This window comes from Paraburkholderia sabiae, from assembly GCF_030412785.1.
Lineage (GTDB): Bacteria > Pseudomonadota > Gammaproteobacteria > Burkholderiales > Burkholderiaceae > Paraburkholderia > Paraburkholderia sabiae.
On record NZ_CP125295.1, the window covers coordinates 3831406 to 3851363 of the forward strand.

Below are 19958 nucleotides of genomic sequence, written 5' to 3' on the forward strand. Positions count from 1 at the left end.
CTCATTTCAACGTATTGCCCCAGAGGTTCTTGTCGTCGACATTCGCCTTCGTCACGAGCGGCGCAGGCAGCTGATCTTCGAGCACGCCCGGCTGCAACTGGACGATGTTGCTGCCGTGATCGGTCGGACCCGGCTTGAACGTCTGGCCCGCGAGCGCGGCCTTCATGTAATAGAGGCCGTATTTCGCGTAGAGATCGGCGGGCTGCGAAATGGTTGCGTCGATTTCGCCCTTGCGGATCGCGTCGAACTCTTGCGGAATGCCGTCGTTGCTGACGATCACAACATGCTTCGCATCGCCTGCAGGGAACAGCATCTGCTTGCGGCGCAGCGTCTGTAGCGTCGGCGACAGATAGACGCCGCCCGCCTGCATGTAGATCGCCTTCACGTCGGGATTCGCGGTCAGCAGGCTGTCGAGCGAGCTAGCCGCGACATCGCCCTTCCAGCCTGCGGGAATCTCCAGCAGCGACAGCGCCGGGTAGTTCTTCAGACACGCGCGGAAGGCTTCCGAGCGGTCGCGTCCGTTGACGGACGCCAGATCGCCCATGATCTGCACGACCTTGCCCGACTTCACATGCTCGCCGATGTACTTGCACGCGTTCGTGCCGTACGCGCGGTTGTCGGCGCGCACGACCATCGCGACCTTGCCTTGCGTCGGCGCAACGTCGACGGCGACGACCTTCACGTCTTTCGCCGAAGCCGAATCGAGCGCGCGGCTGATCGCGGCCGAATCGATCGGCCCGACGACGATGCCCTTCGCGCCGAGATTCACCATGTTGTTCATGTCGGTGATCTGCTGCGCGGGGTCGTTGTTCGAATTGACGGGCGCGAGGATGTCGATGCCCATTTCCTTCGCGTACTTCGGCAGATAGTTGTTGTACGACTGCCAGAACGGCGACGTGAGAAGCGGCAGGCCGAGACCGACCTTGGACGAATCGGCGGCCTGCGCGGCCGTGCTGAAGCCGATACCGGCGACGCACGCGGCGGCCACTGCCGCCGTCAATGCACCCTGAACGAAACGGCGAGCCGCGCGCGGCTCCTTGGCGAAACCCATGCTTGTCTCCAATGGCGACCGGCCTTTGCGCTCTGGCGCGGGCTGCGGTCTGCGTTGTGGGAAGAGGAACCGGCGAACCGGGTACATCGACCTTCGCTTTCTTTCTTATGGGTATTGGTGCACTCATTCACCAATGAACGTATTATTCATATACGAACTTTGACAAGTCAACGTGATGGGCGTGGGTGTTTTCCCTGGAGCGTGGTGCCCTGTGTGACAGTCCTTTGACGGCCGATAATCGATGCGAAAGCCAATCACCAACCGACTGCTGACGATGGACGTAGAAGAGAAGGACGACGCCGACCGATATCGCGCGCCTGCGCTCGACAAGGGTCTCGACATACTCGAACTGCTTGCCGAGCAGAAGAGCGGGCTGACGCGCGCGGAGATCACGAAGCTATTGGGGCGCAACGCGAGCGAGATGTACCGGATGCTGGAGCGGCTGGTGGCGCGTCAGTACGTGGTGCGATCGGATGGGGGCGACCGTTATTCGTTGAGTTTGAAGCTGTATGCGCTGGCGCATCGGCATCCGCCGATGAACCGGCTGATTTCCGAAGCCTTACCGTTGATGCAGCGCTTCGCCGCTGATGCCGAGCAGTCGTGTCATCTTGCTGTCTATGACCGTGGCAATCTGCTGGTGATTGCTCAGGTGGATGGACCGGGGACGTGGGGCATTTCGGTGCGGCTCGGCTCGCGGGTCGGTTTGATCGATACGAGTTCGGGGCGCACGATGCTGGCCTTCCAGACGTATGAGCAGCGCGAGCATATGCTCGCTGAGCATACGAAGGTTAAGGGCGAGGTGACGATCGATCATGATGCGCTTGAGGCCGCTTGCGCGGCGATTCGGTCTGCCGGGTTCTCGCAGAAGGATAGTCAGCAGATTTTTGGTGTTACCGATTTGACGTTTCCTCTGTTGACCGCTTCGGGTCAGGCTATTGCGGCTCTGACTTGTCCGTTTCTTAAGCGGATCGATGAGTATGTGGCGCCTTCGCTCGATGAGGTGACTGGGATGTTGCGGGAGGTCGTCGCTGCGCTCTCTATGGGAGATTGAGTTTTTGCTGGTGTTTTCTTTTGCTGCCCCGCACAGGGGCAACGCTAGCAAACCGATACGAATTCGCGGATGCCAGCAAAAAAAACAAAAAGCGAATCAACCAGAACAGCGACTAGCGTCGCAGACACAACAAAACCAAGTAATGGCGACTAGCGTCGCAGACAAAAAAAACCTACTCCACCCCATCCCCAATCCGATTAATAGTCCCCTGCGCGACGGCAACAAGCCTCTCCTTATCTCCGTCTGTGACAAACACATTGCACTGACAAGTAGCCTGCTGCCGCCCAACATAAACCACTTCAGCACGAGCCATCAAAACCCCATTCACAGCGGGCCGCAAATAATTAATCTTATATTCGCCCGTGACAACCCTAGGCCCAAGCGCCAGAGCACCCGCAAAAGTCAGCGCATTATCGGCGAGATAACTGATCACCCCGCCATGCACGAAACCATGCTGTTGCCGCAACTCGTCGCGGATCGGCAGACACAGCGTCAGCTCGTTCGCGCCCACATACATCAGCTCCGTGCCGAGCAACACGCTGAACGGCTGGGCGTGCAACGCGCCGCGCGCCCGGTCGAGTAGATCTGTCATCGTCGTTCCTTCGGGCACAGCCCGCGTGGCGATGTCCCCACTCTAGGAAGCGCAAATGCAGCGCGTCAAGGGAAATTCGAAGGTTCCCGCACCGATTATTGTGCAAAACGATGCAAACGCCCCGCGTAAGCCTCCGAAATGCTTACATGCCAGGAATTTTCTCGTTCGACGCTCAAGCCTCTGCCAGGCACTGCCGTAAACCCGGATGCATCCCCGTCCTCCATCAGCAATTCAGCAATTCAGGTGTCTCGATGTTCAGCAAGATCAAAGTCGCTTCCGGCTTGTTATGCGTTCTGGCCGCGTTCTGTATTTTCCAGCTGGTGACGGAGGGGCTCGGTTTCTGGTCGATGACCCGTACGCACGATGACGTCAAGGATCTCGCGAACGTCGCGCTGCATCAGGTGAATGCCGTCAATGAGACGACGCAGAACCTGATGGACGCGCGTATCAACCTGTCGCGCGCCGGCACGCGTATGGTGCGCGGCGGCGCCGAGCCGACCGAAATGGTCCAGCACGCGCGTGAGCAGCTCGCAGCCGCAGACCGCTCGTTCACGGCGTTCATGAACGCCCCCAAACTCAACGACGAAAACAGCGCGCGCGCTTCCGCGCTCAACGAGAAGTACCAGAAAATTCACACGGCACTCGGCGAACTGGCGCAGTACCTCGACGCCGGCAACATCCAGGCGTTCCTCGACCAGCCGACGCAAGGCATGCAGGACGCATATCTGGCCGAACTGCACACCTTCACGCAATTCGGCGATGCGACGGGCCGTGAATCGCTCGATTCCATCGACGCGCATCAGACGCTGTTCCGCACGGTCGGCATCGTGATCATCGTGATGCTGCTCGCGGGTACCGCCGGCGTGTATGTGGCGCTGCGGCGCGGCGTCGTCGGTCCGCTGGAAGAAGCGGGGCGCCATTTCGAACGCATCGCGCAAGGCCGCCTGAACCAGCCGATCGAAGAGCGCGGCACGAACGAAATCGGTCGTCTGTTCTCGGGTCTGTCCGTGATGCAGGCGAGCGTCGCGCGCACCGTGAAAACCGTGCGCGAAGCAGCGGATTCGATCTACATCGGCGCCGACGAAATTGCCACGGGCAACGCCGATCTGTCGGCTCGCACCGAAAACCAGGCGGCGTCGCTGGAAGAAACGGCGTCGAGCATGGAAGAATTGACCGCGACTGTTCGCCAGAATGCCGACCACGCGCGCGAAGCGAACGCGCTGGCCGAAACGGCGCTCGACGCGACGTCGCACGGCAGCAATGTCGTCAATCAGGTTGTCGCGAAGATGCAGGGCATCGCGCAGAGTTCGGACCGCATCGCCGAGATCATCACGGTGATCGACGGTATCGCTTTCCAGACCAACATCCTCGCGTTGAACGCGGCCGTCGAAGCGGCGCGCGCAGGCGAGCAGGGTCGCGGCTTCGCGGTCGTCGCGGGCGAAGTGCGCGGGCTCGCGCAGCGCAGCGCGCAGTCGGCGAAGGAAATCAAGGAACTGATCAGCGAGTCGGTCGCGGAAATCCAGGGCGGTTCGGTGCTCGTCGAGCGCGCCGGCGAAGCGATGCGCAACGTATCGGATTCGATCTCGCGCGTCACGCAGATGATGGCCGAGATCAGCGCGTCGTCGCTCGAACAGAGCACGGGCATCGAGCAGGTCAATCAGGCCGTCGTGCAGATGGACGAGATGACGCAGCAGAACGCGGCGCTCGTCGAGGAAGCGGCGGCGGCGGCGTCTTCGCTGCATCAGCAGACGCGTCAGTTGAAGGACGCCGTGTCGTCGTTCGAAATCTCGGACGTCGTGCTGAATTCGCACCGCGCGCGCGCCGCGATGCAGCCTGCAATGGGTGCGCCGCTGACGGTCTGACCGGCAGCGTCACGCATCAAACGTACATGAAAAAGCCCGCGAAGCGTCATGCTTCGCGGGCTTTTGTCTTTTTGTGCTCCGTGGCGTTCGATCAGGGCAACGCGGCGTACGCGGTCGCGAGGTGATACGGCGTCGTCGACGGCATGTCTTCGCGCGCGACATCGCCTGTTTGCGTTTTGCATTCGATCCAGCCTTGCGCATTCAGAAAGCGCGGCCGGAAACGTTCGATCTGCTGCGGCAGTACGGCGCGTATAGCCGCGTCGTCGTGAACGGCGAGCGCGCGCAGATACTCCGTCTGCGCCCAGATGCGCTGCGTCGAATCCTTGATGTTGCCTGCTTCGTCGAGCGCCGCGTGCACGCCGCCCGTCGCCGCGTCGATGCCGCGTTCGTGCGCGAACATGAATGCGCGCGCAAGCGCATCGCGCAGTCCCGAACCGGCGAGCACGTCGCCCGCCTGCTGCACGAGCCAGAACCATTCGAACTGATGACCCGGTTCGAGCCGGTTGTCCGCGCTGCCCATGGGCAATTCGGCAATACAGCCTGTCGATTCGTGCACGAAAGTGCGTTCGATCGCGCCACCGAGTTTTGCGAGCGCTGCATCGAAGGCGGCGTCACCCGTGGCTGCGCGTGCCGCGAGCCATGCCTCCGTCAGATGCATCAGCGGGTTTTGCAAGGGCATGCCGCCTGTCGTCGAGAAGTCGGCGGCGAGGGCGGCGTGCAGCAGGCCGTTGTCGGCGGCAAAGCGGTCTTCGATCAGCGACGACGCTTCATGCACGATGCTCAACGCATCGCGATCGCCCGAACGCGCACCGTACTCGGCGCACGCAAACACGACGAATGCATGCGTGTAGAGGTCTTTGGTGGTGTCGAGCGGCACGCCGTGTGCGTCTACGCTGTAGAACCAGCCGCCGTGCTTGCTGTCCCGAAACAGACGGTTCAGCGATTCGAACAGGCGCTGCGCATGCTGTATCTCGCCTGCGAGCGCGAACACGAACATCTGTCGCGCGCACGCCATCGCGCGATAGCGGGTGACAGGCATGGGCGTGCGGCCATCGGCGGCGACGGCTTCGTACGGCAGTCCGAGCGCTGCGTTGAACCCCGGTCCGCGCCAGATCGGCAGGATGACGCGCCCGAAGTGGTCGCGCAGCGCGGCTGCAAGTTCAGGCGTGGTTGCGGTTGCGTTCATGGTGCGGAGGTTGAAATAGGGATGAAGGGCGCTCGCGCCGGGCTTTCAGCATAAGGCAAACCGCGCACGCCGGGCAGCGCGGACGCAGCGCCGTAAGGCAAGGTCAACCGGCGACATCACAGGGAGAACGATTTGATCACCAATATGGAACTCATTTCCCGGCTCGTGCTCGCGGCGATACTCGGCAGCGTGATCGGCTTCGAGCGCGAGCGGCTTTCATGGGCCGCGGGCCTGCGCACGCATATGCTCGTGTGCGTCGGCTCGACGCTGATCATGCTCGTGTCGGCATTCGGTTTCGCCGATGTGCTCGGCAACGATCACGTCGTGCTCGATCCGTCGCGGGTCGCCGCGCAGGTCGTGTCCGGCATCGGCTTTCTCGGCGCCGGTTCGATCCTGTTGCGCGGCGAGATCATCCGCGGGTTGACGACAGCCGCGAGTCTCTGGTCCGTCGCAGCCGTCGGGCTGGCCGTTGGCGGCGGATTGTACACGGCGTCGATAGCCGCGACGATCATCGTGCTGATCATCCTGGCCGGGATCAAACCGATCGAGAAACGCTTCATCACGGTCAAGCAGCGGCGCCAGCTGACGCTGCTCGTCGAGCGCGGCACGATGACGTTCCATTCGCTGCACGAAGCGCTCGGTCCGGCGAGCCCGCGCGTCAAGCAGTTCGTGATGCAGCAGAGCGACGACGATCCGCAGATGGACGAGGTGATGATCACGCTGCATCGCGTGTCGTCGCTGGAGTTCAAGGCGATTTGCGAGCAGTTGCGCGCGCTGCCGGGCGTGAAGGAGTTTCGGGACGCCGGAGAACCGGCGTGACATGGTCCGCGCGGGCTGCGGGGCCGGCTTCGTTTCTGTGTCCCTGTTTGCGTGAGACAATGCGGGCTCTAGAAAAACACCGACGGCAGTGATGACGGGCGCCCCGAAAGGCGACGAACGCTGCGTTCCCGCTTTTCCTACATGGCCGATTCCGCAGAATCCACGATTGCCCGTCCGGCGCGCGCCCGTTCGCAAAAGCCGCGCGCATCGACTGTTTCACCCGAAACCGAAAGCAAGCTGGCGCGCGCCGCGCGCTCGGCGCAGCGCCTCGCGCAACTGAGCGACGCCGCGCGCGACCACAGCACGCTCGACCTCTTTCCCGACGACATCGCGCGCGCCGAGCAGCAGGCGCTGAACATCGACGTGCGGCAAGGCACGCTGCAAGGCTTCGAATTGCCCCATGTCGTGCTGGCGGCGGCTGGGGCGCCGGAAGGGAAGGCGGGCACGCGGGCGGCGCGCGGAGCGGCGGTGGCGAAAGATCAAGCCGATCCGCATCACGGGCAGATGGTGATCGATACGGACGTTGCTGAAGGAGAAGCGCAGGCGGGTTCCGTCGATAGCGATGGCGAAGCCGCCGCGAAGAAGCCGGATGCGCCGGCGCAAGCTGCATCGCTGGCTGCCGCGAGCGTCGTGCGCAGTGTCACGGCGTTGCGTCAGATGCCCCCGCCGAGCGATGCCGCTGATGTCGCAGATGCGGTCGCGCAGCAGCGTCCTGCGGCAAGTGACGCCGATGATGTGCCGGTTGCGTTGGCCGATGCGCCCGCGCCTGCCGCCTCGCACTTCGCGCCGCCGCCTCCGACGCATACGCCGCGCGCCACGCCCGAACTGGATCACGCGCGCGCGACCGCGTTCGCCGACACCGTCGATGCACTCTACGGCGTGATCGCCGACCAGCGCCGCGCCGCCGTAGACCATACGCGGCGCATGAAATGGATGTTGACGATCGTCGTGTGCGCGTTGCTGATGACCATCGCGATCGGCATCACGCAGACAATGCTGCTGTTCCGCCTCGCGCGTCAGTCGACCGCGCACGAACAGCGCATCGAACAGATGTTGCTGAACCAGCAGGCCACGCTGGCGACGCTGCTCGACACCGATTCATCGACGACCAGCCTTCCCGTTAGCGCCGTTCAAACTCCCGCACCCGTGGCGGCGGCTCCGACGCCAGCGCCGCCGGCTGCGAAGCCCGCCGAAGCGCACGCCAGCCACGCGCATCACGCTCAACGGCGCAAGTCAGCACACACTCACTAAGTCTCTCGATGCCAGCCGCTGTTCCATGCGGCTGGTCTTATCGAACAAATGTCGCGTCAAATAAGCAACTAACTGTCTGATTCCTCGCCTCCCCGAAGGCGCAAGCGGCGTTGTTGTATTCACGCATCGATGTTCTGCAAAACAGGGGCAGGTCTGGATGCCGCATTCTACGGACATGTTGCGATGCAATATGAATGAATCGAACCTGCGGCGAACCACCACACCAAAAATTTGCTGCAATGCACTAGCGCGAATCTAGGGAAAACCCTATACTTCTTCTTAAGGGAAAACCCTGAATCACCAACCAAACCGGGAGTCGCCATGAACTATCTTTTCGCGCTGTTCCAAAAGGTTAGCGACCTCTTCGCGTCGCCTCACTTGCCTCTGGATTCGGATTATTCGTTCGAAGCACGTCATCGCGAAGCGGAGCGTGTTCGCAAGTCGCAAGCAACCTTGTTCGGCATCCGTCTGACCGACTAAATCGGCAAGACGTCCAACAAAAAGACGTTGCACTGCGCATCTCGCCGCCATCCAGAAGCGGCGAAACTGAAAAGCCCGGCTTGCCGGGCTTTTGTTTTTTCGGCTGCTGCACGCCGCGCGGCGGCGTGGAAATCAGGATTTCGCCGTTGCGCGCGTCGTCATAATCGGCCGCGCATTATTTCTCGGCCGAAATGAATGTAACAGCCGCTTTAACGGAAACCCGCCGCCGCGATTAGCCGGCACGCATAAGGCCTTCTGAAATCACAGGGATTCCCCGGACGAGCCGCCATTCGACGCCGACGATCTATGAAATGTGCGCTTACAAGTCCTCACGTCTGTGAAAGTTCTGCGCCGCTAAAGTGGGTCTCAAGCGAACGGCGTAAATCTCAAGACCGTCCTGGTCGATCCAGCCGTCGCTCGCAACGAAACTCGAAAGGGAGAATAGCCATGAATGCCTTCAAGAAGACTTCGCGTTCGATCGTCGCCGCCCTGATCGCCGGTGGCGCTCTGCTCGGCGCCGGCAGCGCCTTCGCGCAACACGCCCCCGTTTATGCGCAGCCGCACATGATGCCCGTCGGCGTGCAGGTCAATATCGGCTGGCACGGCGACCGTTACTGGGATGGCCACCGTTACTGGGCGCATGACGACTGGATGCGTCATCACCCGCACGACCATGATCCGTACCACGATCACGGCCACCGTCCGCCGCCGCCGCGTTACTACTAATGCGCTGACGGCAAACCTGGCGGCGTCTGGGAAAGACGCTGCCAGGACGAACAAGGGCCGGCCCGCTCGCAAGAGCGCGCCGGCCCTTGTTGTATCTGGCGTCGGAAAAACCAGATTGATCGGTGATAAGAGACCGTTCGGTCCACAACATCAGGACGCAACGCACGAGCGCATGAACCGTTAGCCATTGCTGAACACGTTCACTCGCGCTTTGCTTTCGGACAACATACGAGTTCTTTATTCTTGGCCTTGTCCTGATCGAAGGGACTGGGCATCAGCAATCTCCCGACGAAGTGAGCGTCAGCGTCTCGCGTCGTCTTTTGTGCACGCAGATTCCCCTGATCTGCGTGCATTTTTTTTTACCTGCACATGAGAAGAAAGGAGCCACGTATGCGTTTATCGACTGCCTGCAAACTGAACGTGATGTATGTCGCGTTCACCATCGGCGCATTGCTCGCCGACATCCCGTTGCTGCTTGCACACGAAAAGCCGGCGAGCGCGCCGGACGCAATCGGCACAGCCGTCATCACGGAAGGCGCGAGAGATTGCAATCGTGACGGCGGATCGCGATGTATTTACAGCAACGCGCGAACGCTTTCTGATTCCCGATGAGGTTCACTAGCTCGACGGCAATTCGGTCTCAACGGATGCGAAGCCGACTTCGCTGTCGGCGGCGGATACAAATACCCGAATGGTGGCTCTGGCGCTTCCATGTTGTCTTCCCGTCACAGAATGTTGACAGTTCTGGACGATACCTTGCGAGTCACACAGCCGGTAGGCGCAGCACCGATGAACGCGTCAAGCAATGCCTAACGCAACGATAGCCGTGCACAGTGCTTGCTCGCCGTGGCGAGCAGGCACGCATGTTATCGTGGGCAAGGAAGGCGGCGCTGCCGCCCATCGTCATCCACTCCATAGCGGCACACACCATGTCGGATGTCTATTTCTACGATCCCGCCGCAGGCCACGGCCTGCCCCACGACCCGTTCAAGGCGATCGTCGCGCCGCGCCTGATCGGCTGGGTCTCGACGCGCTCGGCAAGCGGCCGGCTGAACCTCGCGCCATACAGTTTCTTCGGCGCGTTTGCCACGTTTCCGTCGATCATCGGTTTCTCCAGCGAGGGCCGCAAGGACAGCATCCGCAACATCGAAGAGACGCGCGAGTTCGTCTGGAATCTCGCGACGCGGCCGCTCGCCGAACAGATGAACCGCTCGTCCGCGCCCGTCGCGCCCGAAGTCGACGAATTCGCGTTGTCGGGCCTCACGCCCGTCGAAGGGCGCAACGTGGCGGTGCCGCATGTCGGCGAATCGCCGGCTGCGCTCGAATGCAAGCTGCTGCAGGTCGTGCAGCTTCACGACCTGAACGGCACGCCGATGGACAACTGGCTCGCGCTTGGCCAGGTGGTCGGCGTGCATATCCAGAACGCGTATCTGAAGGATGGTTTGTTCGACACCCACGCCGCGCAGCCAATCATGCGCGCGGGTTATCGCGCCGACTACGCGCAGATCGGCGAGATGTTCCAGATGATTCGTCCGACATCCTGACTATCGCCCGACTCCGTTGTTCATTCGGTCGCGGCTTCGTCGGAGGACAGATCGATGTCGGCGGCTTCCGCGGCGGCGGGCGTCGTGCCCGCCGGCGACGCGGCGCTCGATGCCGCAGCAGGCGCGAGCGTCAACGAGCTTCGCTTGCCGCGCGTGGCAACGGGCACGGCGCGCGGCTCGTTGTCGTGAATCACGGCGCGAATGCGCGGATAGATCTGCCGCTCCCAACGCTGTCCGTTGAACACGCCGTAGTGCCCGACGCCCGTCTGCACATGATGCGTCTTCAGATACGGCCGAAGCCTGTCGCACAGATCCTGGGCAGCGAGCGTCTGTCCGACGGCGCAGATATCGTCGCGCTCGCCCTCCACTGTGAATAGCGCAGTGCGCCTGATCTTCGATGGCTCGACGCGCCGTCCTTTCACTTCCAGTTCATGCAGCGGCAGCGCATGCCGCTGAAAGACGGTATCGACGGTCTCGAGGTAAAAGTCCGCTGTCAGGTCCATCGTCGCGAAGTATTCTTCATAGAACACGCGAATGGCCTCGGCCTTTTCCGGGTCGCCTTTCGAGCGCTCGTGATACATCGTTTCGAACGACTCCAGATGCCGTTCGAGATTCATCGACATGAATGCGTTCAGTTGCACGAAGCCCGGATAGACGCGCCGGAACGCGCCGCGAAAGCCGAACGGCACAGCGCTGATCAGATTCTGTTCGAACCATTCGATCGGTTTGCTCTTCGCAAGCTCGTTGACGCGCGTCGGGTTCACGCGTGTGTCGATCGGGCCCGCCATCAGCGTCATGCTCGCGGGCTGCGCGGGATGATCGTCGGCGGCCATCAACGCGACGGCAGCGAGCGCGGCAACGGTCGGCTGACAGACGGCGAGCAGATGCGTGCCCTGGCCGATCGTGTCGGTGAAATCGATCACGTGCTGCACGAACTCGTCGAAACCGAAGCGTCCCGCCGCTAACGGCACGTCGCGCGGATTGTGCCAGTCGGTGATATAGACGTCGTGCTCGGCGAGCATCGTGCGAACGGTGCCGCGCAGAAGCGTCGCGAAGTGGCCCGACATCGGCACGATCACGAGCACGCGCGGCTGCGGCACGTCGAACGACGCGTGCTTGCGGAAATGCAGCAGCGAACAGAAGGGCGTGGACTGCACGACTTCTTCATGCACGTCGACCGGCTGTCCTTCGACATCGACGCTGCCAATGCCGAACGGTGGACGCACATGCGTGAGGCCCGCGAGCGTCAGCAAATCGGCCGATGCGCGCAACGTCCGGCCGGACGGCGTGGCTGCGTATTCGGGCCACGCGTCGAGCGCGCCGCGCACTAGCGACGCGCCGTGACGCAGCGGCATCATGAAGTTGGCGAACGCCTGGTACGCCGGATAAGCGAGCGGATTCATGGCTTCGCACAAGATGAGAACCTGGCGCGATATGAGGCAAGTCATATGCCAGTGAAGCGGCAAGCGGCCTCGACGGAATGGTGCGCCACGAACCCGCATTGGCATAGCCCTTGCGCTTCAATGCGCGAGGTGCCTGTCGTGCCGCGTATTGGTGCGTCCATGCACGGCATCGTGCATCGCGGGCTGCGAACGGCGGCGCGATGATCCTTCAAGGAGCGAAGCAATGGCGAACACGCTGACCATCAGTAGCCGCAACTATTCTTCGTGGTCGCTGCGCGGCTGGCTGCTCGCGAAGTTCAGCGGCCTGCCGTTCGAAGAGATCGTGATGCCCGTCGACGATCCCGCCGCGCGCGCCGAACTGTTGCTGCTGTCGCCGTCGATACTTGTGCCGTGTCTCGTGCACGACGGTATCAAGGTGTGGGACACGCTGGCGATCGCCGAGTATCTGAATGAAGTGCGCCCTGAAGCGGGGCTGTTGCCGAAAGACCGCAAGGCGCGTGCACATTGCCGCGCGATCTGCGGCGAAATGCATTCGGGTTTCAGTTCGTTGCGCTCGGCGCTGCCGATGAACCTGAAAGCGCACTTTCCGGGCTTCAAGGTATGGGCGCGCGCGCAGTCCGATATCGACCGTATCGTGACGATCTGGCGCGAGTGTCTGGAGGAATACGGCGGGCCGTATCTGTTCGGCGAGCGAAGCGCCGCGGACGCGATGTATGCGCCCGTCGTCACGCGCTTCGTTACCTATGACGTGCAGCTCGATCCCGATATCGTCGCCTACGGGGAGCGCATTCTCGCGCTGCCCGAGATGCAACAGTGGATCGCCGAAGCACAGAAGGAAGTCGACGAAATCGACGAACTCGACGTCGAGTTCTAGCGCGCGGCGCACGGAGCGCCGCGCTGTTTCTACAGCTTTTAGCTGTGACCGCCGAGCTTGAACACGGAGACGACTTCCGCGAGCTTGTCGGCCTGCGCGCTCAGATCGGCGGCGGCCTGTTCGGCATCGCTGACGAGCGCCGCGTTCTGCTGCGTTACTTCGCCGATCTGCGTGACGGCCGTGTTCACCTGCTCGATGCCGCTCGACTGCTCCTTCGACGCGACGCTGATTTCGCCGATGATCGTCTGCACCTGGCCGACGCGGTCGACGATCGCGCGCATCGTCGTGCTCGCTTCTTCGGCGATGCGGAAACCGCTCGACACCGTCGCCGTCGATTCCGCGATCACCGCTTCGATTTCCTTCGCCGCCGCCGCGCTGCGCTGCGCGAGCGCGCGCACTTCCGACGCGACCACCGCGAAGCCCTTGCCGTGCTCGCCCGCGCGCGCCGCTTCGACGGCCGCGTTCAACGCGAGAATGTTGGTCTGGAACGCGATGCCTTCGATCACCGTCGTGATGTCCGCGATCTTCTTCGACGACTGGCTGATCTCGCCCATCGTCGAGACGACGCGTTCGACCGCGCGGCCGCCGTCGAGCGCCGCTTCCGATGCGCTCGTCACCAGCGTGTTCGCCTGCGCCGCGTGACCGGCGTTCTGCTGCACCGTCGACGTGATTTCCTGCATGCTCGCCGCCGTCTCTTCGAGGCTCGCGGCCTGCGTGCCGATGCGCGACGCGATCTCTTCGCTGCTGGCCGCGATCTTCACGGTGCCCTCGGTCATGTCGGTCGACGCGCTGCGCACCTGCGTGACGATGCGCGCGAGACCTTCACCGATGCCGTCGATCGCCTGCATCAGACGGCCGATTTCATCGGCGCGCCGGTCGTGGCTCGCCGACACGCGCACGCTCAGGTCGCCCGAAGCGAAACGCTCCGACGCCTTCGCTGCTTCGTCGAGCGGGCGCGACACGAGGCGGCGCACGGCGATCAGGAACACGGCAGCGAACACGCCGACCAGCACGAAGCCCATCAGCATGAAGCGGTTGCGCGTGCTGACGACGTCGGCCATCACTTCGTCGCGCCTCGCGACGCCGCCGACCAGCCAGTTCCACTCCGGCACCGTGACGAACGACACGAACTTGTCCTGTGCGCCCGTTTCGCCGAGCGCCGTATCCGCGCCCGAATATTCGATCTGGCCTTCCTTCTCGTCGAGCATGCGCTTGTACGGCGCGGCGTGTTCGTCGCCCATCTGGCCCGCTGCGCCCGGATGCACGATCAGCTTGCCGCGATCCGCGCCGTTCGCCGCGTTCATCACGAAGTAGTAGCCGGTGTCGCCGATCTTCAGCTGGCGGATGCCGTCTTCGACCGACTTGATCTGCGCGTCCACGTCGACGCCGACGAACAGCGCGCCGATCACCTTGCCGTTCACGTCGGTGATCGGCTTGTACTGCGTGATGTAGCGCTTGCCGAACAGCGTCGCGAGACCCGTGAAGGTCTTGTTCGCCGCGACGGGACCGTAAGCGGGCCCCTTGCGATCGAGCAGCGTGCCGATTGCGCGGGTGCCGTCCTGCTTCTTCAGCGAGGTCGTCACGCGCACGAAGTCGTCGCCCGTGCGGGCGAAGATCGATGCGATCGCGCCGCTTTGCGCGAGAAACTGGTCGGGAATCGAGAAGTCGTTGTTCAGCACCTTGTCGCCGGCCTTGAAGGTGGGCGTCGGCGTGCCGCTGACGTCGATCTTCTGCGTCTCGTCGAGCGCGTAGTTCGGCGGCAGGAAGCTTGCGAAGAGCGTCATCGAACGGCCGACTTCGGCGCTGAGCGCCTTGTCGAACAACGAGATCATCGCCGCGATCGAGCGATCTTTCTCGGTCATGCGCGACAGCACCTGGTCGCTGATCAGCGTGCCGGCGGTGCGCGTCACCGCAAATGTAAATGCGGCAAAAATGACAGCCACGAGCGCGCACGAAAGCATGGCGAGCCTGGCACCCACGCTGGCGCGGCGCAAAGAAAGGATATCCATGTGTGGTCTTGCAGATATTGGGAAGGGAGCTGCGCAGACGCGCCGCGACGACGCGCAAGGGCAGCCTGATTCCTGTTATCGGCAAGACCGAGGCTTTCCTTTAATTTTGAAAGGTAGAGTCTTGATTCAAATCAATGCGAAGACCGCCAGGTTCGTAGTAAGAGCGCGTTCGTCACGACGCTGACGCTCGAGAACGCCATCGCCGCACCCGCGATCATCGGGTTCAGCAGACCGAACGCGGCCAGCGGAATGCCGATCAGGTTGTAGACGAAGGCCCAGAACAGGTTCTGGCGGATCTTGCTCCACGTGCGGCGCGAGATGTCGATGGCGTCGGCGACGAGTGTCGGGTCGCCGCGCATCAGCGTGATGCCTGCCGCGTGCATCGCGACGTCGGTGCCCGTCGCCATGGCGATACCGATGTCGGCGGCGGCGAGCGCGGGCGCGTCGTTGATGCCGTCGCCCGCCATCGCGACCACGCTGGACGTGCGGATCTTCAGATCGTGCACGACGCGCGCCTTGTCGGACGGCAGCACCTGCGCGTGAACCTCGTCGATGCCGAGCGCAGCCGCGACGCTTTTCGCGCTGCCCTCGTTGTCGCCCGTCACGAGCGCGCTTTTCACGCCCATCCGCGACAGCCGTTCGATCGCGGCGCGCGCGCCGGGTTTCAGCGTGTCGCCGAACGCGATCAGCGCGAGTGCTTGCGTTTTTGACTCCGCTTTCGCTTCTGCTTTGCCTCGCTTGATAAGCCACGAGACCGTATTGCCTTGCGCTTCGAGTTCGCGCGCGCGGTCGGCGAGGGCGGGCGGCGGCGCGACGTTCAGTTCTGCGAGCCAGCGGCTGCTGCCAATTGCGAACGTCTCGCCGTCGATATCCGCTTCGACGCCGCGTCCTGCGACGGCGCGTGCGTCACCGGCGACGGGAAGCGAAGAGCCGCTGCTTCGTGTATCGAACGCTTTCACGACGGCCTTCGCCAGCGGATGCTCGCTATGCCGCTGCACGGCCGCCGCAAGCGCGAGCGCATGCGTGCGATCGATGCCTTGCACCGCCTCGAACGCCGTCACGGACGGCTGGCCGACCGTCAGCGTGCCTGTCTTGTCGAACGCGACCACGCGGACCTGATGCGCGATTTCGAGCGCCTGCGCGTCCTTGATCAGCACGCCGTGGCGTGCGGCGACGCCCGCGCCCGCCATGATCGCCGTCGGCGTCGCGAGGCCGAGCGCGCACGGACACGCGATCACCAGCACGGCGACCGCGTTGAGAATCGCGGTTTCGGCGCTGTGCCCCGTGACGAGCCATCCAATCACCGTCACGAGCGCAATCGCCAGAATGGCCGGCACGAAGATTTCGCTGACGCGGTCCACCAGCCGCTGGATGGGCGCCTTCTCCGCCTGCGCCGTTTCGACGAGCCGGATGATGCGCGCGAGCGTCGTTTCCGCGCCGATGGCCGTCGTCGTCACCGTGATCGCGCCTTCGCCGTTGATTGAGCCCGCCGTCACGCGGTCGTCGGGCTGTTTCGGCACGGGCAGACTTTCGCCCGTAATCAGCGATTCGTCGATATGCGTGCGGCCTTGAAGCACCGTTCCGTCGACGGGCACGCGCTCGCCCGGCCGCACCGCGACCGTCATGCCGACGCGCACCTGCGCGAGCGGCACTTCATGTTCTTCCGTGCCGACAACGATGCGCGCGCGGTCCGGCCGCAGCGCGTTGAGCGCGCGGATCGCGTCGGTGGTTTGACGTTTAGCGCGGGCTTCGAGCCATTTGCCGAAGCGCACCAGCGTAATCACGACCGCCGACGCTTCGAAGTACAGATGCATCGTGTCGCCGGGATGCAGCGCCATTTGATAGACGCTCACGCCATACGCCGCCGACGTGCCGAGCGCGACCAGCAGATCCATGTTGCCCGACCACGCGCGCACCGCTTTCCACGCGGCGCGGTAGAAGCGCGCGCCGAACACGAACTGGACGACGGTGGCGAGCGCGAGCTGCAGCGTGGCGGGCAGCATCGCGTGCAGGCCGAGCGGTTCGGCGAACATCGGGACGATCAGCGGCAATGTCAGCAGCGCGCAGATCACGACGGCGCCGAGTTCGCGGCGCACGGCCCGGCGCGCGGCCGCGTCCTTGTCTTCCGTGGCGGCGGGCGTGGCGTCGTCGGCGGAAAGCGGCGTCGCCTGATAGCCCGCTTTCGTCACGGCCGCGATCAGCTGATCTACACCGACTGCGCCGTTGGTCGTCACGGTCGCTTTTTCGGTGGCCAGATTGACGGTCGCGGAGGTCACGCCGGGGATGCGCGCGAGCGCTTTTTCCACCCGGCCGGAGCATGCCGCGCAGGTCATGCCGCCGATTGCTAACTCGGCCAGATCGGCGCTCGATCCCGCAACGCTCGCGGGCGGCGTGGTGCCCAAAACCGGCTGCGCTTCGTAGCCTGCCTTGCGCACGGCGTTGATCAGCGTATCGACGGCGACGGAAGCGTCGGCGTCGACGGTCGCCTTTTCCGTCGCCAGATTCACCGACGCCCGCGCGACGCCCGGCACCTTGGCGAGCGCCTTCTCGACGCGCAGCGCACATGACGCGCACGTCATGCCCTGAATGTCGAGTTCCGGGAAGGCCGCCGGGCGGGATGTATCGGCGGGGCGGGGTGTGGCGAGTTCGGTCATGGCTGCGAGGCTCCAGTTCGCGCGAGGGCGCATCGTTGGAACCAGTATTGACCTTCCCATGATGGGAAGGTCAAGGGGGCGTTTTCAGATTCGCCCGCTGGCGTGCGAAAAAGCGGCCGAAAAGCGTCAGTCCATCGCGGGCGGCGCTGCCAGCATCGCTTCCGACACCGCGCGCTGAGCGTCGCTGTCCCGCTCGGCCAAAGCATCGGCGGCGCCGCGGCGGTCGGCGGATGCCTTGTTCTGGCCCAGTTTCCATTTGCCCGTCAGCTTCGTCACCTCGATTTCGATGCCGACGATCGCGCCGAGCATCTGCGAGATGAAGTCAGCGGGGGCGTCGCCCATTTTCCAGGGCACCGGTTCGCCCGCTTCCATCTTGCGCGTGAGCCGCGCGACGAGCCCGCGCACGAACGCTTCGTCGTCGCGCACGGCGATCCGGCCATGCGCGTGCACCACCATATAGTTGTAGGTCGGCACCTGGCGATGCGCTTCGTGTTTGCTCGGATACCACGTCGGCGAAATGTAGGCGGTCGGACCCTGGAAGATCACGAGCGCATCGGGCCGCCCGGCCGCTTCCTGCCAGACGGGATTGGCGCGCGCGACGTGTGCGCGCAACGTGCCGTGCGGACCTTTGTCGGCGTCGAACTCGAACGGGATGTGATTCGCATCGAGCCCGTTCGGGCCGACGGTCACGAGCGCGCCGAGCGGATGGTCGGCGATCAGCCGATGGAGCGTTTCCGGACGGCTTTCTTCGAAATGAGCGGGGACATACATGACTCGGCTCCAGGGAGTAAAACGGGCGGCTTTGCCGGCGCGAAACCGCCAACCGTACCGCAAAATTCGCATGAGCGCTCATCTTCTCGCCTTATCGCTTGCCGAGGCGTCGCGGATAAGTTAAAACCCGAGATCAGAAAAGGAATGTCAGGACATTTCGGCAAGTCTGGCGCGGGCGGGGGCTCGGCGGATCGGGCCCGTCCTGGCTCGAGATGACATCCAGGACCGCGGTTCATCGAATGATAAAAAATCGCCGAGAACAGTTTCCGTTTCAATTGGCCTGCGCGGCGCTTGCAGGCATTGCCTTCCTCTCCGGCTGCTCGTCGACGCCCATCGTGGCGCCCAAGCCCACGGGCTGGATCAAGGACGAAGTCGCCGATTCCTATGTGTTTGCGTATCCGCTCGTGCTGATGGGCGCGGCGCGCGATGCCGCCGTCGGCACCGGGCCCGGCCAGGCGCCCGTCAACACGCTGCGTCACGCGTCGGCGCTGCCGCCTGTCGGCGCGCACAATCCGCCGACGCCCGGCATCGACACGCTGAATTCAACGGCGTGGCTCGACGTCGGCGACGAACCGGTGATCGTGTCGCTGCCTTCGTCGGCGGGGCGCTATATGGATGCGCGCGCGCTCGACATGTGGAGCAACGTGCTGTGGTCGACGGCCACGCCGGGCACGGCGCGCGTGTCGGGCATCAAGGCGCAGACGGTCGCGTTCGCGAAGCCCGGCTGGAAGGGCGATCTGCCGAAGGGCGTGAAGCGTATCGACGCGCCCACGCGCAACATCTGGCTCGACGTGCGCATCCAGTCGAACGGCGGACGTGACCTGACGGCCATTCGCAAGCTGCAACGCGGCGTGCGCGTGGTGCCGTTGTCGGTGTATGTGGGCGACGAATCGGCTGCGTCCGTCGCGCCGCGCAGCATGCCCGCCGACGCGAATCCCGGCACGCCGACCGAACAGGTCGCGGCGCTCGACGCGAAAGGTTTCTTCGATCGCGTCGCGCAACTGCTGCCCGACAATCCGCCCTCGCCCGACGATCCGCACGCGCTCAAGTTTCTGTCGGACCTCGGCGTCAAACCGGACGAACCCGTTGAGTTGCCCCCGAAAGCTGCCGATGCAATCTCAGGCGGTCTCGCCGACGGCCGCACGCGCGTTGCGACGCCACCCAACAACATGTTGAGCGCGAACGGCTGGAGCTGGTTCGGCGAAGGCGTCGGCAACTACGGTCCCGACTACGCGTTGCGCGCCTACGCGGCGTACGCGCAACCGGGCATCGGCACGAAGGACGACGAAGTGCGCGGCAGCGTCGCGCTCGACAGCGACGGTCATGCGCTGAACGGCGCGAACCGCTACGTGATGCACTTCGCGCCGAACCAGGTGCCGCCCGTGCGCGGCTTCTGGTCGGTCACCGCGTACACGAAGGACGGCGCGCTCGGCGACAGCACGCCGGCGCGTGCTTCCGTCGGCGACAAGACGGGTGTGCGGCGCAACCGCGATGGTTCGGTCGACGTGACGGTGTCGGCGGCGAAACCGCGCAAGGCGTCGAACTGGCTGCCTGCGCCGCGCGGCGATTTCCAGATGGTGCTGCGACTCTACGCACCGAAGCCCGAAGCCAGCGACGGCACCTGGCAGCCGCCTGCGGTTGTGCGTCAATAAGTGCGTCAGCAGGTGCGTCAATAAGCGACTCGA

Annotated in this window: 17 protein-coding genes; 10 read left to right on the forward strand and 7 right to left on the reverse strand. The window is 63.7% G+C overall.

The genetic code is table 11. From position 1 onward, the window contains the following. Window position 1 precedes the first annotated feature (1 nt). Complete coding sequence (locus QEN71_RS17260) at window positions 2-1051, reverse strand: sugar ABC transporter substrate-binding protein (RefSeq protein WP_201648254.1); 1050 nt, start codon at window positions 1049-1051, stop codon at window positions 2-4. A gap of 274 nt (window positions 1052-1325) precedes the next feature. Here QEN71_RS17260 and QEN71_RS17265 point away from each other — a divergent pair, with 274 nt between their 5' ends. Further along, window positions 1326-2102: an IclR family transcriptional regulator gene (locus tag QEN71_RS17265; protein WP_201648666.1), complete on the forward strand. Its 777-nt coding sequence runs from the start codon at window positions 1326-1328 to the stop codon at window positions 2100-2102. A 172-nt stretch (window positions 2103-2274) separates the two neighbouring features. Here QEN71_RS17265 and QEN71_RS17270 read toward each other — a convergent pair whose 3' ends face one another. Further along, window positions 2275-2694 carry a PaaI family thioesterase gene (locus QEN71_RS17270; RefSeq protein ID WP_201648252.1) on the reverse strand — a complete coding sequence of 140 codons (420 nt, stop codon included), beginning with the start codon at window positions 2692-2694 and terminating at the stop codon, window positions 2275-2277. A 251-nt stretch (window positions 2695-2945) separates the two neighbouring features. Between QEN71_RS17270 and QEN71_RS17275 the strand changes: the two genes are divergently transcribed. Next, entirely contained in the window at window positions 2946-4556 is a 1611-nt protein-coding gene (locus tag QEN71_RS17275; protein WP_201648250.1) for a methyl-accepting chemotaxis protein, read from the forward strand. A gap of 91 nt (window positions 4557-4647) precedes the next feature. Here the strand turns inward: QEN71_RS17275 and QEN71_RS17280 are convergent, their stop codons facing one another. Beyond that, a complete protein-coding gene (locus QEN71_RS17280) occupies window positions 4648-5742 on the reverse strand; it encodes an AGE family epimerase/isomerase (protein ID WP_201648248.1) in 1095 nt (364 codons plus the stop codon). Window positions 5743-5874: 132 nt separating this feature from the next. On the opposite strand from QEN71_RS17280, the gene QEN71_RS17285 reads away from it, so the two are divergent. The 6 genes from QEN71_RS17285 to QEN71_RS17310 all read left to right on the forward strand — a co-directional run bounded on the left by QEN71_RS17285 (window position 5875) and on the right by QEN71_RS17310 (window position 10562). Next, complete coding sequence (locus QEN71_RS17285; RefSeq protein ID WP_201648246.1) at window positions 5875-6561, forward strand: MgtC/SapB family protein; 687 nt, start codon at window positions 5875-5877, stop codon at window positions 6559-6561. Window positions 6562-6702: 141 nt separating this feature from the next. Further along, window positions 6703-7812, forward strand: a complete 1110-nt coding sequence (locus QEN71_RS17290; protein ID WP_201648244.1) for a hypothetical protein — start codon at window positions 6703-6705, stop codon at window positions 7810-7812. A gap of 321 nt (window positions 7813-8133) precedes the next feature. Continuing rightward, window positions 8134-8292, forward strand: a complete 159-nt coding sequence (locus tag QEN71_RS17295) for a hypothetical protein (protein WP_201648242.1) — start codon at window positions 8134-8136, stop codon at window positions 8290-8292. Between the two features lie 447 nt (window positions 8293-8739). Beyond that, on the forward strand, window positions 8740-9018 hold the full coding sequence (locus QEN71_RS17300; RefSeq protein ID WP_201648240.1) for a hypothetical protein: 279 nt from the start codon (window positions 8740-8742) through the stop codon (window positions 9016-9018). Window positions 9019-9408: 390 nt separating this feature from the next. Then, window positions 9409-9630 (forward strand): hypothetical protein, encoded by a 222-nt coding sequence (locus QEN71_RS17305; protein WP_201648238.1) that lies wholly within the window; start codon window positions 9409-9411, stop codon window positions 9628-9630. A 317-nt stretch (window positions 9631-9947) separates the two neighbouring features. Further along, window positions 9948-10562, forward strand: coding sequence for a flavin reductase family protein (locus QEN71_RS17310; protein WP_201648665.1), 615 nt, complete (start codon window positions 9948-9950; stop codon window positions 10560-10562). Between the two features lie 20 nt (window positions 10563-10582). Here QEN71_RS17310 and QEN71_RS17315 read toward each other — a convergent pair whose 3' ends face one another. Further along, a complete protein-coding gene (locus tag QEN71_RS17315; RefSeq protein ID WP_201648236.1) occupies window positions 10583-11965 on the reverse strand; it encodes a polyhydroxyalkanoate depolymerase in 1383 nt (460 codons plus the stop codon). A gap of 223 nt (window positions 11966-12188) precedes the next feature. On the opposite strand from QEN71_RS17315, the gene QEN71_RS17320 reads away from it, so the two are divergent. Continuing rightward, on the forward strand, window positions 12189-12839 hold the full coding sequence (locus QEN71_RS17320) for a glutathione S-transferase family protein (RefSeq protein ID WP_201648234.1): 651 nt from the start codon (window positions 12189-12191) through the stop codon (window positions 12837-12839). A 38-nt stretch (window positions 12840-12877) separates the two neighbouring features. Here QEN71_RS17320 and QEN71_RS17325 read toward each other — a convergent pair whose 3' ends face one another. The 3 genes from QEN71_RS17325 to QEN71_RS17335 all read right to left on the reverse strand — a co-directional run bounded on the left by QEN71_RS17325 (window position 12878) and on the right by QEN71_RS17335 (window position 18273). Further along, window positions 12878-14848 (reverse strand): methyl-accepting chemotaxis protein, encoded by a 1971-nt coding sequence (locus QEN71_RS17325; protein ID WP_201648232.1) that lies wholly within the window; start codon window positions 14846-14848, stop codon window positions 12878-12880. 131 nt (window positions 14849-14979) lie between these two features. After that, window positions 14980-17502 (reverse strand): heavy metal translocating P-type ATPase, encoded by a 2523-nt coding sequence (locus QEN71_RS17330; RefSeq protein WP_201648230.1) that lies wholly within the window; start codon window positions 17500-17502, stop codon window positions 14980-14982. A gap of 126 nt (window positions 17503-17628) precedes the next feature. Further along, window positions 17629-18273 (reverse strand): FMN-binding negative transcriptional regulator, encoded by a 645-nt coding sequence (locus QEN71_RS17335; RefSeq protein ID WP_201648228.1) that lies wholly within the window; start codon window positions 18271-18273, stop codon window positions 17629-17631. 239 nt (window positions 18274-18512) lie between these two features. Here QEN71_RS17335 and QEN71_RS17340 point away from each other — a divergent pair, with 239 nt between their 5' ends. Then, window positions 18513-19925, forward strand: coding sequence for a DUF1254 domain-containing protein (locus QEN71_RS17340; protein WP_201648226.1), 1413 nt, complete (start codon window positions 18513-18515; stop codon window positions 19923-19925). The last annotated feature ends 33 nt before the right edge of the window (window positions 19926-19958 follow it).